This window comes from Pseudomonas allokribbensis (assembly GCF_014863605.1).
Lineage (GTDB): Bacteria > Pseudomonadota > Gammaproteobacteria > Pseudomonadales > Pseudomonadaceae > Aquipseudomonas > Aquipseudomonas allokribbensis.
In genome coordinates, this window is record NZ_CP062252.1 from 4,867,138 (window position 1) to 4,882,387 (window position 15,250).

At 61.0% G+C, this 15,250-nt stretch carries 11 protein-coding genes, 6 tRNA genes and 1 pseudogene; 6 read left to right on the forward strand and 12 right to left on the reverse strand.

Annotation, left to right across the window (positions count from 1 at the left end; translation table 11 throughout):
• Positions 1–148: 148 nt before the first annotated feature.
• Positions 149–1,888: a dipeptidase gene (locus IF199_RS22205; protein ID WP_192558722.1), complete on the forward strand. Its 1,740-nt coding sequence runs from the start codon at positions 149–151 to the stop codon at positions 1,886–1,888.
• Positions 1,889–2,013: 125 nt separating this feature from the next.
• On the opposite strand, the gene IF199_RS22210 is transcribed toward IF199_RS22205, so the two are convergent.
• The 6 genes from IF199_RS22210 to IF199_RS22235 all read right to left on the reverse strand — a co-directional run bounded on the left by IF199_RS22210 (position 2,014) and on the right by IF199_RS22235 (position 2,640).
• Positions 2,014–2,089, reverse strand: a tRNA-Gly gene (locus tag IF199_RS22210).
• A 2-nt stretch (positions 2,090–2,091) separates the two neighbouring features.
• Positions 2,092–2,167 (reverse strand) — tRNA-Glu (locus tag IF199_RS22215).
• A 58-nt stretch (positions 2,168–2,225) separates the two neighbouring features.
• Positions 2,226–2,301 (reverse strand) — tRNA-Gly (locus IF199_RS22220).
• A 3-nt stretch (positions 2,302–2,304) separates the two neighbouring features.
• Positions 2,305–2,380: transfer RNA gene (locus IF199_RS22225), tRNA-Glu, on the reverse strand.
• 106 nt (positions 2,381–2,486) lie between these two features.
• A tRNA-Gly gene (locus IF199_RS22230) sits at positions 2,487–2,562 on the reverse strand.
• 2 nt (positions 2,563–2,564) lie between these two features.
• Positions 2,565–2,640 (reverse strand) — tRNA-Glu (locus IF199_RS22235).
• 387 nt (positions 2,641–3,027) lie between these two features.
• On the opposite strand from IF199_RS22235, the gene IF199_RS22240 reads away from it, so the two are divergent.
• A complete protein-coding gene (locus tag IF199_RS22240; protein WP_065261849.1) occupies positions 3,028–3,786 on the forward strand; it encodes a hypothetical protein in 759 nt (252 codons plus the stop codon).
• A 585-nt stretch (positions 3,787–4,371) separates the two neighbouring features.
• On the opposite strand, the gene IF199_RS30630 is transcribed toward IF199_RS22240, so the two are convergent.
• The 4 genes and pseudogenes from IF199_RS30630 to IF199_RS22255 all read right to left on the reverse strand — a co-directional run bounded on the left by IF199_RS30630 (position 4,372) and on the right by IF199_RS22255 (position 8,797).
• Positions 4,372–5,253: a methyl-accepting chemotaxis protein gene (locus IF199_RS30630; RefSeq protein WP_425220391.1), complete on the reverse strand. Its 882-nt coding sequence runs from the start codon at positions 5,251–5,253 to the stop codon at positions 4,372–4,374.
• Positions 5,233–6,333, reverse strand: a pseudogene (locus tag IF199_RS30635) (HAMP domain-containing protein); the annotation flags it as partial. The pseudogene IF199_RS30635 and the gene IF199_RS30630, both read right to left, overlap by 21 nt.
• A 108-nt stretch (positions 6,334–6,441) precedes the next feature.
• On the reverse strand, positions 6,442–7,842 hold the full coding sequence (locus IF199_RS22250) for an aminotransferase-like domain-containing protein (protein ID WP_192558724.1): 1,401 nt from the start codon (positions 7,840–7,842) through the stop codon (positions 6,442–6,444).
• Positions 7,843–8,035: 193 nt separating this feature from the next.
• On the reverse strand, positions 8,036–8,797 hold the full coding sequence (locus tag IF199_RS22255; RefSeq protein WP_192558725.1) for an SDR family oxidoreductase: 762 nt from the start codon (positions 8,795–8,797) through the stop codon (positions 8,036–8,038).
• A gap of 225 nt (positions 8,798–9,022) precedes the next feature.
• On the opposite strand from IF199_RS22255, the gene IF199_RS22260 reads away from it, so the two are divergent.
• Complete coding sequence (locus IF199_RS22260) at positions 9,023–10,027, forward strand: NADP-dependent oxidoreductase (RefSeq protein ID WP_192558726.1); 1,005 nt, start codon at positions 9,023–9,025, stop codon at positions 10,025–10,027.
• Positions 10,028–10,079: 52 nt separating this feature from the next.
• Here IF199_RS22260 and pyrF read toward each other — a convergent pair whose 3' ends face one another.
• Entirely contained in the window at positions 10,080–10,778 is a 699-nt protein-coding gene (pyrF, locus tag IF199_RS22265) for an orotidine-5'-phosphate decarboxylase (RefSeq protein ID WP_065258867.1), read from the reverse strand.
• A gap of 295 nt (positions 10,779–11,073) precedes the next feature.
• Here pyrF and IF199_RS22270 point away from each other — a divergent pair, with 295 nt between their 5' ends.
• The 3 genes from IF199_RS22270 to xopAW all read left to right on the forward strand — a co-directional run bounded on the left by IF199_RS22270 (position 11,074) and on the right by xopAW (position 13,840).
• Complete coding sequence (locus IF199_RS22270; RefSeq protein ID WP_085710962.1) at positions 11,074–11,823, forward strand: response regulator; 750 nt, start codon at positions 11,074–11,076, stop codon at positions 11,821–11,823.
• Positions 11,823–12,872: a sensor histidine kinase gene (locus IF199_RS22275; protein WP_192558727.1), complete on the forward strand. Its 1,050-nt coding sequence runs from the start codon at positions 11,823–11,825 to the stop codon at positions 12,870–12,872. The genes IF199_RS22270 and IF199_RS22275 overlap by 1 nt, the downstream gene beginning before the upstream one ends.
• Positions 12,873–12,982: 110 nt before the next feature.
• Complete coding sequence (gene xopAW, locus IF199_RS22280; RefSeq protein ID WP_192558728.1) at positions 12,983–13,840, forward strand: EF-hand domain-containing protein; 858 nt, start codon at positions 12,983–12,985, stop codon at positions 13,838–13,840.
• Positions 13,841–14,188: 348 nt separating this feature from the next.
• On the opposite strand, the gene IF199_RS22285 is transcribed toward xopAW, so the two are convergent.
• Positions 14,189–15,241: an AI-2E family transporter gene (locus IF199_RS22285; protein ID WP_096817984.1), complete on the reverse strand. Its 1,053-nt coding sequence runs from the start codon at positions 15,239–15,241 to the stop codon at positions 14,189–14,191.
• Positions 15,242–15,250: the final 9 nt, after the last annotated feature.

A 15,250-nucleotide genomic window follows, 5' to 3' on the forward strand; every position in this document is an offset into this window, starting at 1 on the left:
TCGATTCTGCGCCGCTTTTGCATTTCTGTGCGACGCGTCCCACTTCGGGGGCTCCCCTATCACGCGCTTGTGGTGTTAGTTTGCGAAACCGTCTGACCTATCGATCAGACACTTCCTACTCACTGCCTGCAAAGGAATGCCCCCAGCAATGGATTTTTCCCTCAAGCAACTGGCCGCGTCGACCCTGATTCTGGCCAGCCTTTCGTCCGTGACACTGCCCGCACACGCCAACATCACACCGCAGCAAAGCGCGACCATCCTCAAGACATTCAGCGATGCAAAGGTCAGTGACTTCCGCCAGTTCCTCGGCGAACTGGCCAAGAGCGACCTGAGCAAGACCGACGACCTGCGCCCGTCCATCAGCGCGTTTCTCGACAACAAGACACTGACCGCTGAGCAGCAAAACGAAATCTATCGCCTGCTCGGCCTCTACACTCGGGCGAAATACGGCAAGGCCGCTCTCGAAACCCTGCGCGAACTGGTCGAGATCCCGACCGATCGCAAGGAAGGTGTTGCCCAGCACGAGAATCCTGAATTCATCAAGATTGCCGCCAAGATCAAGAGCCTGGCCGAATCCTTTGGCCTGAACTACCGAAACGTCGACAACCGCGTCTACGAGATCTCCCTCGACGGCAGCGGCAAGGAAGTCGTGGGCATTCATGCTCACGCCGACGTGGTCCCAGTGACTCCGGAAAACTGGGTGCTGAAGGACGGCACCAAACTCGACCCGTTCAAGGTCACGCTGATCGGCGACCGCATGTACGGCCGCGGCACCGAAGACGACAAGAACGGCATCGTGGTGACGCTGTATGCCATGAAGGTCATCAAGGAAGAAAAGCTGCCGCTGGCACGCAACTTCAAATTGCTGGTGGACACCACCGAAGAAACCACCGGCGACGCGATTCCTTACTACTTCGAGCGCAACCCGACGCCCGAATACAATCTGGCGCTGGATGGCGGCTACCCGGTGGTGATTGCCGAGAAAGGCTACGGCACGGTCATGGCCAAATTTGCCAAGCGCAAGGCCGAGGGCAAAGGTGCGGAAATCATCTCTATGACAGGCGGTATGGCGACCAACCAGATTCCATCGGTTTCGCTCGTCACCCTGCTGACAGACAAACCGGCCGAACTGGCCGCCAGCCTGCAAAAGGCCGGTAACGAATACGCCAAACAACATGGCGGCGATTTCGAAGTGAATGCCAAGGTCGATGGCAAAGACGTGAAACTCAGCGTTACCGGCGTTTCCGCGCACTCTTCCGAACCGGAATCCGGCGTCAACCCGGTCGCCCGCATGCTGGACTTCATCCACAGTGTGGATGGCAAAATCGCGCTCAAACACAACCACATCACCGACGCCGCCCGCTACGCCGCCGACAACTGGGGCCTGGACTACAAGGGGGGCAAGTTGGGTGTCGGTTTCGCCGATGACTTCATGGGCCCGCTGACCACCTCGCTGACCTATGTCGGGATGGACGACAAAACCTTCAAACTCGCGGTCAACCTGCGCGTGCCGAAGGGCAAGTCGCCGGAAGTGCTCAAGTCCGAAATCGCCGACAAACTGGCGGCCTGGAGCAAGAAAACCCACGTCGCGGTCAACTTCGATTACTCGATCGCCGAGCCGATGTACCGCAATCCAGAGGGCGAGTGGGTCAAGGCGCTGCTGGCCGTGTCCACCGAAAACCTGGGCATGAAACACGAATTCGGCACCTCTGCCGGCGCCACCTCGGTGCATGAACTGCCTAACGGCGTGCAATTTGGCCTGGCTCGACCTGAGGTCAAATACACCGGTCACACCGACGGCGAGTTCAAGACGGTTGACCAGTTCCTGCTGGACCTGCAGATCGTTACCGAAATGATGGGACGGATCGGGCAACTGCCGAAGCTTTGATCGCGACACTGGCCCGCCAAGGTGATGGGCCCACAAAAAAGGACCGCAAGGTCCTTTTTTGTTGCGCCGCGAATGACGCACAAACAAAAACGCCGCTCATCACTGAGCGGCGTTTTTGTTGAATATGGAGCGGGAAACGAGACTCGAACTCGCGACCCCGACCTTGGCAAGGTCGTGCTCTACCAACTGAGCTATTCCCGCAATGGCGTCCCCTAGGGGACTCGAACCCCTGTTACCGCCGTGAAAGGGCGGTGTCCTAGGCCACTAGACGAAGGGGACAGGCTACAACTTTCACTAATAAAAACGCCGCTCTTTGCGGAGCGGCGCTTCTTGAATTTGGAGCGGGAAACGAGACTCGAACTCGCGACCCCGACCTTGGCAAGGTCGTGCTCTACCAACTGAGCTATTCCCGCAAATGGCGTCCCCTAGGGGACTCGAACCCCTGTTACCGCCGTGAAAGGGCGGTGTCCTAGGCCACTAGACGAAGGGGACACGCTACCCGGAACACATGGTGTGTGTGTTTCGGTGTCCAGACCCGTATCCGAAGACTTGGTTCTGGTTTCACTCAGCACCGCCCGAAAGCAATACTGTTTAAAATTGGAGCGGGAAACGAGACTCGAACTCGCGACCCCGACCTTGGCAAGGTCGTGCTCTACCAACTGAGCTATTCCCGCTTTGGCGTCCCCTAGGGGACTCGAACCCCTGTTACCGCCGTGAAAGGGCGGTGTCCTAGGCCACTAGACGAAGGGGACACACTACAACATTCACTCCCTGCTTCGTATCGCTGTGTGCTTTACGCTGCAAGTGGCGCGCATTCTATGGATGGATTGGAAGGTCGTCAACCCCCTGATATAAATTTATTTAAATCAATGACTTCGCCCTGCTTTACGAGCCGATTCGGACTTTTCCGTCGCCCGACGATTGACGCCTATATTCCGCCACTCGCCAAGGCGCTATAGTCCACGGCACAGGTGATGGCAATCTGCACCCCAAGGGCCAGCATTTATATAAGCAGCCCTGCGGCCGATACAGATTGAGCTTAGCCGATCCAACCCGTCGAGCGGCGCTAGGCTCCTATATGCCAAGCCACTACACTCGCACGCGAACCCTATAAAGAGGTCTTACCGGTGACACCACTCATGATCACCCTGCTAGTCATAGCCGGGATTGCAATCTTGATCGCCATTGGCTACATGAACCATGTGGTGGAAAACACCAAACTGGAGAAGGCCCGCACCAAGGTCGAACTCAACGACCGCCTGCGCCGTTGTGGCGAACTGACCGAAACCTTCCCCGGCCAGTTCATGACCCCGGCCCTCAAGCTGTTGATGACCCGCCTGGAACTGAACGTCTGCCAGCGCCTGCTGAACCTGGAAAAGACCAGCGCCACCACCAAGGCCCGCATCACCGAACTGAGCGCCCTCGTCGCCCAGGGCGAATCGATCCCGGTCAACAACCCACCGGCCCCGATCCAGACCGAAGCCAAGGCCAAGGACGTCCGCTTCCTGCTCGAAGCCCTGCACGGCCAGATCACCCGCGCCGCTCAGGACGGTTTCCTGCCACCAAACGAAGCCAAGCACTGGATTCGCGAAGTACGCCATATCCTGGTGCTGCTGCACATCGAGTTCTTCAACAACCTCGGCCAGCACGCCCTGCAACAAAACCAACCCGGCCAGGCCCGCCTCGCCTTCGAACGCGGCGTGCAATACCTGCGTAAACAACAGGACCCGCAAATCTACGCCGAACAACTCCAATACCTGGAAAAACTCCTGGCCCGCGCCAACGCCCAGGTCATGGACAAGATTGCCCCGGTCGAAGGCGAAGAAAACCAACTGACTGCAGGCCTCAAGGATGTCGAGGCTGATGCGGACTGGAAGAAGAAAGTGATTTACGACTGAGTGCAGTCAAAGAGAGAAGCCACCGGAAGGTGGCTTTTTTATTGGGCGCGGCAAAGATCAGAATCAAAAGCGCCCTCACCCCAGCCCTCCCGAAACGTCGGACCGCCCGAAGGGAGAGGGAGCCGACGGAGTTGTTCATCCGATGTTCGCCGACGTGAAATACCGAGGTGAACTCGGGTTTTAAAACACAAACAACTCCACTCCCGCTTTGGCTTTCCACCACTCAACACGATGAGCGTTAGCTCGAGTACCGCTTTTGACGTGCCGGCCCCTTCGGCAGGCTGAGTGGAGGGATTTATCCGGGGGTGGGCGCGTAGCGCCGTGCGGCGAAGCCGCATGCATCGAGAGGAGGTGCAGCGAAGCAAACCGTAGGCGATGCCCCCGGATGAATCCCGGAACGAAGGAACACCGAGCCTCAGCGAGGGGCCGAACGCAGGGGCCCAGCGTTTTGGTTCCTTTTTGGCGTTTGAAAAAGGGACTCGCCGTAAGGGCGAAACCGTCAGCGGCAGCACCCGAAGCAACGGATATTCACACCAAACAACCAGCAACCTGGTCGGCCCAAAGGCCGCCAAGGTCAGATCCAAATCAAAGCCTGAAGTGCCCAACCATCCCCCTGAGCTCACTCCCCAACTGCGCCAGCTCAACACTCGAAGCCGCATTCCCCCGCATCGCAATCGACGACTGATCCGCACTCGCCCGAATACTGGTCACACTGCGATTGATCTCCTCGGCCACCGAACTCTGCTCCTCGGCCGCCGCCGCAATCTGCTGATTCATCTGCTGAATCAACGAAACCGCCGCCGCAATACTCCCCAGCGCACTTTCGGTCTGCAACGCATCACTCACCGCCAGCTTCACCAGCTCGCCACTGCTCTGAATCTGCTGCACCGACGAATGCGCCGCCGAGCGCAAGGCACTGACCAGCCGCTCGATCTCTTCGGTCGACTGCTGGGTGCGCCGGGCCAGCGCCCGTACCTCATCGGCGACCACCGCAAACCCCCTGCCCTGCTCGCCCGCCCGCGCCGCTTCAATCGCGGCGTTGAGCGCCAGCAAGTTGGTCTGTTCGGCAACACTCTTGATCACCCCGAGCACCGTGCCGATGTTCTGGATTTCTGCGCTCAGGCTTTCGATGCTCGAACTGGCCGACGTCGCCGAATCCGCCAGTTGCTCGATCCGCGCCATGCTCTGGCGCACCACCTGCTGGCCACTCTCGACCTTGTCGTCGGCAGTCTGCGCGGCGAGCGCCGCTTCTTCGGCATTGCGCGCCACGTCGTGAACGGTGGCGGTCATCTGATTCATGGCCGTGGCGACCTGCTCGGTTTCCTCTTTCTGGCTGCTGACCTCAAGGTTGGTCTGCTCGGTCACCGCCGACAGCGATTGCGCGGAACTGGCCAACTGTTCAATACCCGCCTGCAACCCGCTGACGATGGTGCTGAGACCCGCGCCCATCTGCTGCATGGACTGCATCAACTGGCCGATTTCGTCACGACGGGTCACCTCTACCGTTGCACTCAAGTCACCGGCGGCGATCCGCTGAGCGACATGCATCACACTGCGCAACGGGGCGACGATCAAGCGGGTGATCACCCACGCCGCAATCAGACCGACCAGCAGCGCCAGCGCCGACGAGCCGATAATCAGCACCGAGTTCTTCTTCAACTCACCCTGCATCGCGACGTCCTGGGCGACATAGGCCTGATCGACCCGTTCCACTACCTGGGCGGCACGCTGATGCAGTTGCTCATAGACGGTTTTTTCCTGAGCCAGAAGCCCGGTGTACTCGGCGAGCTTGTCATTGAAACCGGCGATGTGGCCTGAGACCTCATTGAGGACCGTCAGATAACCTTCGTCCTTGACCGTGGATTTCAGTTGTTCGGCTTGCGCCTGGGCCTGAGCGGCCTGTTCGATGTTGCCCTTGGCGCTGTCGTCACCCTTGCGACTCTGATCCAGCCGCACCCGCGCTTCGTTCATGGCCTGCAACATCAAGCGCGAGACCTGGCTGACCTGACTGGCCTGCTCGATGAACTGGGCCCCATCCTTGCCCTCGCTGTCTTTCAGCGTATAGGCACCGTCATCGGCAAGCCCGGCCTGCAGGACGTCGAGGTTGTTGGCAACGCTGGACACCGACCAACTGGCCATTTCCAGCGCCAGGTCCTTGGCCTGGGTCAGCGAAACGAACTCATCGAAGGCTTTACGGTAAGCGCCCAGCGACTGCTGGACGTCGTTCATGACCGACTCATTGCCCGGCGACAGAGCCTTGAGCTGATCGGCCATGGCGATCAGACCATCCACGCCCTCGTGCAAGGCATCGGCGGTTTTCGGATTGCCGTGCAAGGCGTAGTCCTGTTCCAGCAGACGCACCTTGAGCAGGCCGCTGTTGAGCGAGGACATCTGCTTGAGCCCGTCGAAGCGCTGACTGATGGTTTGCAGGGACCAGACGCCGATGGCCGCCACCAGCGCGGTCAAGAGCAAAACCAGCACAAACCCGATACCCAGTTTTTTTGCCATACCGAGGTTGGCAAAACGTCCTTGCACGGCCGAAATCATTGCGCGTAGTCCCCTGCCAAAGTCTGTTGCCGAAGAGTCGCAACGGCCATGAACCAGCACAAGACTCTGGCGTCGGAATAATGGCAAAAAGCTAGGTGTGCGTCGTTTTCAGAACACTTGAGGTCGATCCACGGCCGTACTACGAAAAAACTGTCGTGCCCGTGGATCACAGGCGTAGGCCACGTTGATGCGCTGCCAGTCACTCGCTTCCCCGCTGGGACTGAACGACGTCGCACAGGACAGTTGCACTCCATGGCGCAAGGCCTGCCTGCGCAAGTGGCCCTCGTCCGTCAGCGGCGATCGCGCCCAGATGAACAGCCCGCCCGTCGGCTTGCCGAACACCTCCCAGTCGGCGTCTTCCAATGCCTGCAAGGCCGCCGCGCGATCGGTATTGAGCCGCTGACGCTGGCGCTGCACCAGTTTTCGATAGGCGCCACTGGCCAGCAGCGCCGACAGAACCGCTTCGTTGAACCTCGAAGTGCCCATGCAACTGATCATTTTGACCCGCGCCAGTTGCTCGATCACCTCAACACTGGCCATTACGAAACCTGCCCGTAACGAGCTGCTCAGCGTCTTGGAAAAACTGCCGACGTAAATCACCCGCCCGTCTTCATCCAGTGCCGCCAGACGCGTGCCGCTGCCATTGTGCAGATCGGCGTAGACGTCGTCTTCGATCAGCCGCAGGTCGTAGGTTTTGCTCAATTGCAGAATACCCCGCGCCACGGCCGGCGCCAGACAGCTCCCCGTGGGGTTGTGGTGATGACTGTTGATGAACAGCGCCGCCGGCCGGAGCTGCTGCAACAACGCCTCAAGCGCCTCAAGGTCCGGCCCGCCAGGCGTACGGCGAACCTCCAGCATGCGCACACCGTGCAGCCGCAGGAGGTCGAACAGCGGCGCATAACCCGGTGTTTCCACCACCACACAGTCACCGGCCCGGAACAGGGTACGCACGATCAGATCCAGCCCGTGGCTGGCGCCGGCAGTGGTCAGCACCCGATCGTCGTCAGCCTTGATATCGAGCAACCCGAGTCGTTTGACGATTTGCTCGCGCAGCGCGGGGAGCCCGAGGGGGGTGTTGTAGTTGAACAGGCTGGCCATGTCGGTGCGGGCCACCTGACGGATCGCGTAGCTGAGATCATCGGGCTCTCGCCAGCTCTCGGGCAAAACCCCGTCGCCCAGCTTCAGCCCGCCACGCCGTTGCGGATCCGTATCACAACCGTGGCGCTCGCCCTCGAAAGCCGGACTGTCGAGGGCCTTGCAACACTTCGGCAACGTGGTTGCGACCATGAACCCCGCCCCTTGCCGCGAGGCCAGAACGCCCTGTGCCACCAGACGTTCACAGGCCTCCATGACGCTCGACTGGCTGAGCAGGTTCAACCGAGCGATTTGTCGCACCGAAGGCAGGCGCGTGGCTGGCGGCACCTCTCCCTGCACGACCCATTCGATCAATCCATCAACAATCTGCTGCACAACCGGCACCATTGCCTGTCGGTCAATTCTCAATTCCATGAGTACCCAAACTCCTGTCCGTTTTGCCCGCGGCAGTAAATCACAGCCGCGCCGGTCAGGCTGTGCGACAACGCCGTCAAAAGCCACCGTTCTAACTATTTGATACACATTGTTTATCAGCGACATGTAACTGACGGCAGACGAAAAAAAACCCGCCGGCAGGCGGGTCTTTTCCTGCATCAATGGACGCGTTTCAGAACGCGGTCACGCCACCGTCCACGGCCAGCGAATGGCCGGTAGTGAACGCTGCACCATCGCTGCACAGGTACAGCACGGCGCTGGCAATTTCCTCGACCTTGCCGATGCGACCCACCGGATGCATGGCGTTGGCGAATTCGCCTTTTTTCGGGTCGGCCTCATAGGCGCGACGGAACATGTCGGTATCAATCACCGCCGGGCAAACGGCATTGACGCGGATTTTCTTCTTGGCGTATTCGATGGCGGCCGACTTGGTCAGGCCGATCACCGCGTGCTTGGAGGCGGCGTAGATGCTCATCTTCGGCGCAGCACCCAGCCCGGCCACCGACGCGGTGTTGACGATCGCCCCGCCACCCTGGGCCAGCAGCAACGGCAACTGGTACTTCATGCACAGCCAGACGCCTTTGACGTTGACGCCCATGATTGCGTCGAACTCATCCATCGAACCTTCGGCCAGTTTGCCTTTCTCGATTTCGATCCCGGCGTTGTTGAAGGCATAGTCGAGTCGGCCGTAGGTCTTGATCACCTCGTCCATCAGATTTTTCACATCACTTTCGACGGTAACGTTGCACCGCACGAAAGTCGCTTCACCACCAGAGGTACGAATCAGCGCCACCGTCCCCTCGCCCCCGGTGGCATCCAGGTCGGCCACCACCACTTTCAGACCTTCAGCGGCGAACGCCTGGGCGGTCGCGCGGCCAATACCGTTGGCGGCGCCCGTGACGACGGCGACCTGACCGGAAAACGTCATGCTCATTGTTATGTCCTCGAATGCGGGGATTGATGAGGGCAGCATAGCCACAGCCACCCCGACAGCGGCAGCACTATCAGAAGGCCGTTTAACCGCCCATGAATCGCAGTGATAAAACGGTGACAGCCACTATCACCCTGTTTGATCGACCTGCATTCGCCTCGTCAGCCAACCTTGCGGCATCACCAAGGAGGGTCTATCAACAAGGCTTCATCCCGTTGAGTGCCTGTCATGACTAACCAGACCAATCGTCAGTTCCTGCTCGCCAAACGCCCGGTGGGCGCCGCCACCCGCGAAACCTTCACGTATCAGCAAGTACCGGTGGGTGAACCGACGGCGGGACAGATCCTGGTCAAGAACGAATACCTGTCCCTCGACCCGGCCATGCGCGGCTGGATGAACGAGGGCAAGTCCTACATCCCGCCGGTGGGTCTGGGTGAAGTCATGCGAGCGCTGGGTGTAGGCAAAGTCATCGCGTCGAACAACCCGGGGTTTGCGGTCGGCGACTACGTCAACGGTGCCATTGGCGTGCAGGATTATTTCCTTGGCGAGCCAAGAGGTTTCTACAAGGTCGATCCGAAACTGGCACCGCTGCCGGTTTACCTGTCTGCATTGGGCATGACCGGCATGACCGCCTACTTCGCCCTGCTCGATGTCGGCGCACCGAAGGCCGGCGACACCGTGGTGTTGTCCGGGGCAGCGGGTGCAGTCGGCAGCATTGCCGGGCAGATCGCCAAGATCAAAGGTTGCCGGGTGGTCGGCATCGCTGGCGGCGCCGACAAATGCAAGTTCCTGATCGACGAACTCGGCTTCGACGGCGCCATCGACTACAAGAACGAAGACGTGTTGGCCGGCCTTAAACGCGAATGCCCGAAAGGCGTGGACGTGTATTTCGACAACGTCGGCGGCGACATCCTCGACGCCGTGCTGAGCCGTCTGAACGTCAAGGCGCGCGTAGTGATCTGCGGTGCCATCAGCCAGTACAACAACAAGGAAGCAGTCAAAGGCCCGGCCAACTACCTGTCGCTGCTGGTCAACCGCGCGCGGATGGAAGGCTTCGTGGTGATGGATTACGCGGCGCAGTACGCCAGTGCCGCCCAGGAAATGGCCGGCTGGATGGCCAAGGGTCAGCTCAAGAGCAAGGAAGACATTGTCGATGGCCTGGAAACGTTCCCGGAGACTCTGGGCAAACTGTTCAGCGGCGAGAACTTCGGCAAGCTGGTGTTGAAGGTCTGAAAACAATGAAGGGAGCCATCGGGCTCCCTTCATTGCATCTTCAGCTGTTCGATCAGGCCAGTTCGGCGACCACCGAGGCCAGTGCCTTGGCCGGATCCGCCGCCTGGCTGATCGGACGGCCGATCACCAGATAGTCGGAACCGGCATCCAGCGCCTGACGCGGGGTCAGGATGCGACGCTGGTCGTCCTGGGCGCTGCCGGCCGGACGAATCCCCGGGGTCACCAGTTGCAGCGACGGGTGAGCGGTTTTCAACGCCGTGGCTTCCAGCGCCGAGCACACCAGACCGTCCATCCCGGCCTTCTCGGCCAATGCAGCCAGGCGCAGCACCTGCTCCTGCGGCTCGATGTCCAGACCGATACCCGCCAGATCCTCGCGCTCCATGCTGGTCAGCACGGTCACGCCGATCAGCAGCGGTTGCGGGCCGCTGCGCTTGTCCAGCTCTTCACGGCAGGCCGCCATCATGCGCAGGCCACCGGAGCAGTGAACGTTGACCATCCACACGCCCATCTCGGCTGCGGCCTTGACCGCCATCGCCGTGGTGTTGGGAATGTCGTGGAATTTCAGGTCGAGGAATACTTCAAAACCCTTGTCACGCAGGGTGCCGACGATTTCCGAGGCACAGCTGGTGAACAGCTCCTTGCCCACTTTGACCCGGCACAGTTTCGGGTCCAACTGGTCGGCCAGCTTCAGTGCGGCGTCACGGGTGGGGAAATCCAGGGCGACGATGATAGGAGTCTGGCAGGCGGACATGGATGGGCTCTCAGGCAAGTCGAAATCGGCGCGCATTGTAGCGGAACCGGCGGCGGCGCGGCACCCGATGATCGGTAAATCGTCGCGCCGGACGTGATCAGCATAGCCTTGCAGGGTATTGTGTCGAAGCCGATACACAACCGACACGCCGACAACATGCGTCCGCGCTAGCCTCGCCAGCCGCAACATGTCCTTACAGCAGCCCTTCCCGCCTCACGGCCGGACGCCTATGCTGAAACCACAACCTCGCAGCCTATCTTTGTGGTTGGCGGCCTACTGGCAGATGAACAGCCTCATGCACAACTCCCAAGTCTCCGTGAATGAAGAGCAGAAAGACGACAAGCGCTGGAGCATCCGGGCCTTGATCGTCGACGATGATGTGCCGATCCGCGAACTGATGATCGACTACCTGGCCCGTTTCAACATTCACGCCAGCGGCGTCACCGACGGCGCGGCCATGCGCCAGGCGATGCAGGCCGAACATTTCGACGTGGTGGTGCTCGACCTGATGCTGCCCGGCGAAGACGGCCTGTCGCTGTGCCGCTGGCTGCGCGCCGAATCGGATATCCCGATCCTGATGCTCACCGCCCGTTGCGAACCCACCGACCGCATCATCGGCCTGGAGCTGGGTGCCGATGACTACATGGCCAAGCCGTTCGAACCTCGGGAACTGGTGGCGCGGATCCAGACGATTCTTCGCCGGGTGCGCGACGACCGCACCGAACAGCGTGCGAACATTCGCTTCGACAACTGGCGCCTGAACAGCGTCCTGCGCCAGTTGATCGCCGACGATGGCCTGGTCGTGCCGCTGTCCAACGCCGAATTCCGCCTGCTCTGGGTGTTCATCGAACGCCCGCGTCGGGTGCTCAGCCGCGAACAGTTGCTGGACGCCGCCCGTGGCCGCTCGATCGAAGCCTTCGACCGCAGCATCGACCTGCTGGTCTCGCGCCTGCGGCAAAAACTCGGCGACGACCCGAAAGCCCCACAGTTGATCAAAACCGTACGCGGTGAGGGTTACCTGTTCGACGCACGGGACATCGGCTGATGCGGGCGCGCTTCGACACGCTGTTCGGCCGCCTGTTTGGCGTGCTGTTCGTGGCGATCGTCCTGGCGCACCTGTTGGCCTTCGCCTGGTTCCATCATTACGGCCCGCCACCACCGCCTCCACCACCGGAGTTCTCCGAAGGGGTCGACGGCCAACGGCCGCCGCTGGACCCGCGCTTCCCACGGCGCCCCCCACGCCCGTGGTTTGGTGGGCCATTGGTGCCGCTGACCTTTCAGTTCCTCTCATTGATGATCGCTGCGTGGTACGGCGCCAAGCTGCTGAGCCGCCCGATCCAGCGCCTGAGCGACGCTGCCGAACGCCTTAGTGAAAACCTCGACAGCCCGCCGCTGGACGAATCCGGCCCGCGCGAAGCACGCCAGGCGGCGCACACTTTCAACCTGATGCAGCAGCGGATTCGTGAACAGGTACAACAGCGTGCCCGCATGCTTGGCGCCGTCTCCCACGACCTGCGCACACCGCTGTCGCGGCTGAAACTGCGCCTGGAAAAGATCGACGACGACAAACTTCAGGGCCAGATGCGTCAGGACCTCAACGACATGATCGGCATGCTCGACGCCACCCTCACCTACCTGCACGAACAACGCACCAGCGAAGCGCTGCAATTGATGGACGTGCAGGCGCTGGTCGAATCCCTGTGCGAAAACGCCCAGGACCAGGGCGCCGACGTACAGGTCAGCGGCCACTGCGCGCCCTTGCAGGTGCAGCCGATGGCGTTGCGTTCCTGCATCAACAACCTGATGGACAACGCCTTGCGCTACGCCGGGCAAGCGCACATCGAACTGCAGGATCAGCGCGAGCAACTGCTGATCCGCGTCATCGACCACGGCCCGGGCATCGCTGCGGACAAGCGTGAAGCGGTGTTCGAACCGTTCTTCCGCCTGGAAGGCTCGCGCAACCGCAACTCCGGCGGCGTCGGCCTAGGCATGACCATCGCCCGGGAAGCCGCGCAACGCCAGGGCGGACAACTCAACCTCGAAGAAACCCCCGGCGGCGGCCTCACCGCCGTGATTCGCCTGCCCCGCCACTGAAGCCGACTGTGTACCGCCCGGTACAAAATCCACATACCCACGACACCTCCCGCCTTGACGCTGCATAAGCCGGTACACAAACCGGTTTTCCAGCCCAAGGAGAGAGCCCGATGATCGGTAGCGTGAGCAACTACACGAGCTACACCAGCACCAGCAGCACCACCACGCAAAACGCCCGCAGCCAGCAACTGCAAAAAGAACTGTTCGCCAAACTCGACAGCAACGGCGACGGCGCGGTGGATCAGGACGAACTGAACAGCGCCCTGTCGCAAAAATCCAACGACGGTTTGCTGGTCAACCTGAGCAAACAATTCGGCGACCTGGACAGCGACAGCAGCGGCAGCCTCAGCGCCGACGAAATGGCCGCCATGGCCCCACCCCCACCACCCGACCACGACCAGGCCCCCAACACCGACCTGGCCGACGCCCTGATCAAAGCCCTGGACACCGATGGTGACGGCGCCATCAGCGGCGACGAACTGAGCAGCGGCCTGACCAGCGCCGGCAGCACCGCCGACAGCAGCAAAATCTTCTCCGCTCTGGACAAGAACAAGGACGGCGTCGTCAGCCAGGACGAACTCACCGCCAGCCTCACCCCACCACCACCGCCGCCACCCCGGGTTTCCAGTGACGAACTGTTCAGCCAGCTTGATGCGGACGGCGACGGCAATGTGACGGCGACCGAACTGAGCAGTGCGTTGCAGGCCAGTGACAGCACCTCGTCGAACAGCAGCGACACCAGCGCGGCGTTGCTCAAGGTGCTGGATAGCGACAGCAGTGGTGGCGTGAGCAGTGATGAGTTGAAGGCGGCGTTACAGGCGGGGCGCCAGCGTCCGAGCGATGAACAGACTGCCAGTACTACTCAAACCACGACTGAAGCGTTGAACCGGATGATTGCCAATCTGAGCAAGCAGTATTCGCTCGATAGTGCGGCGTCGGTGGGCAAGTATTTGAATGTGGCGACGTGAGGTAATCCAAAAACAGGATGAGCGTTAGCTCGACAACGCTTTTGATCTTGATCCACCCGCCCCTTCGGAAGGCTGAGTGGAGGTGTTCATCCGGGGATTGGCACGTAGTGCCGTGCGGCGAAGCCGAACTCATCGACGAAGTCGATGCCCCCGGAGGGACACCGGAGCGAAGGAACCTGAGCCTGCGAGGGCCGAACGCCGGGGCAGGTCCATGCTTACTTTTTTAGGCGCTTGTAAAAAAGTGAGTCGCCGTAAGGGCGAAACCATAAGCCGCCGTTACCGAAGAAACGGATATTCACCCAAAACAACCCAGAGCCTGGCCGGCCCAAAGGCCGCCAAGGCCCGCCGTCAACGCCGATCCTCAACCCGCCCCTGACTCTTGCTCCAATCCGTCAACAAACTATAAGCAACCGCCAAAAGCGTAGGCCCGATAAACAACCCGATAAACCCAAACGCAATCAACCCGCCAAACACCCCGAGCAACACAATCACCAGCGGCAGATTCCCGCCACGGCTGATCAGGTACGGCTTGAGCACGTTGTCCACGCCACTGATGATGAACGTCCCCCAGATCCCGAGAAACACCGCCATCCCGTACTCACCCTTCCAGGCCAGCCACGCCGTGGCCGGAATCCACACCAGCGGCGGCCCCATCGGAATCAGACTGAGCAGGAACGTCACGATCCCCAGCACAAGCGCCCCCGGCACCCCGGCAATCAGGAAGCCGATCAGCGCCAGAATGGCCTGCGCCGCCGCCGTACCGATCACCCCGTTCACCACCCGCTGCACGGTGCCGGCCACCAGCTCGATGTAGTACCCGGCGCGATCACCGATCAACCGCTCCAGCAGACTGTGCACGAACGCCGCCAGCCGTGGCCCGTCACGGTAGAAAAAGAACACGAAGACAATGCTCAGGGTCAGCTCGAGAATCCCGCCGCCGATCTGCGCACTGCGCGCCAGCAGCCAGTTGCCGACCTGTCCCAGATAAGGCTTGATCGACACCATCAGCGCCGCGCCCTGCTGATCGACACTGTTCCAGAATCCGACCAGCCGCTCCCCTACCAGCGGAATCGTGCCAAGCCAGGCCGGCGCTTCCGGCAGACCATCGACCTGCACATCCTTGATGAACACCGTGGCATCGCGCACGTGATCGGCCAGGTTGAACCCCAGCCATACCAGCGGTGCCGCCACCAGCACCATCCAGCCCAGGGTCAGGATACTTGCCGCCAGAGATTCGCGGCCGCCGAGCCAACGGGTCAGCAGGCGCATCAGCGGCCAACTGGCGAACGCCAGCACCGCGCCCCAGAACAGCGCCGACCAGAACGGCGCCATCACCCAGAAACTGGCGCCGAACAACACCAGCAACAGGATCTGCACCAGCAGACGATCATTATTGGGCATGTGAAATCT

Coding starts and splice junctions, on each gene's coding strand:
- IF199_RS22205 (WP_192558722.1), top strand. CDS start 149: ATGGATTTTTCCCTCAAGCAACTGGCCGCGTCGACCCTGATTCTGGCC.
- IF199_RS22240 (WP_065261849.1), top strand. CDS start 3,028: ATGATCACCCTGCTAGTCATAGCCGGGATTGCAATCTTGATCGCCATT.
- IF199_RS30630 (WP_425220391.1), bottom strand. CDS start 5,253: ATGCAGTCCATGCAGCAGATGGGCGCGGGTCTCAGCACCATCGTCAGC.
- IF199_RS22250 (WP_192558724.1), bottom strand. CDS start 7,842: ATGGAATTGAGAATTGACCGACAGGCAATGGTGCCGGTTGTGCAGCAG.
- IF199_RS22255 (WP_192558725.1), bottom strand. CDS start 8,797: ATGAGCATGACGTTTTCCGGTCAGGTCGCCGTCGTCACGGGCGCCGCC.
- IF199_RS22260 (WP_192558726.1), top strand. CDS start 9,023: ATGACTAACCAGACCAATCGTCAGTTCCTGCTCGCCAAACGCCCGGTG.
- pyrF (WP_065258867.1), bottom strand. CDS start 10,778: ATGTCCGCCTGCCAGACTCCTATCATCGTCGCCCTGGATTTCCCCACC.
- IF199_RS22270 (WP_085710962.1), top strand. CDS start 11,074: ATGCACAACTCCCAAGTCTCCGTGAATGAAGAGCAGAAAGACGACAAG.
- IF199_RS22275 (WP_192558727.1), top strand. CDS start 11,823: ATGCGGGCGCGCTTCGACACGCTGTTCGGCCGCCTGTTTGGCGTGCTG.
- xopAW (WP_192558728.1), top strand. CDS start 12,983: ATGATCGGTAGCGTGAGCAACTACACGAGCTACACCAGCACCAGCAGC.
- IF199_RS22285 (WP_096817984.1), bottom strand. CDS start 15,241: ATGCCCAATAATGATCGTCTGCTGGTGCAGATCCTGTTGCTGGTGTTG.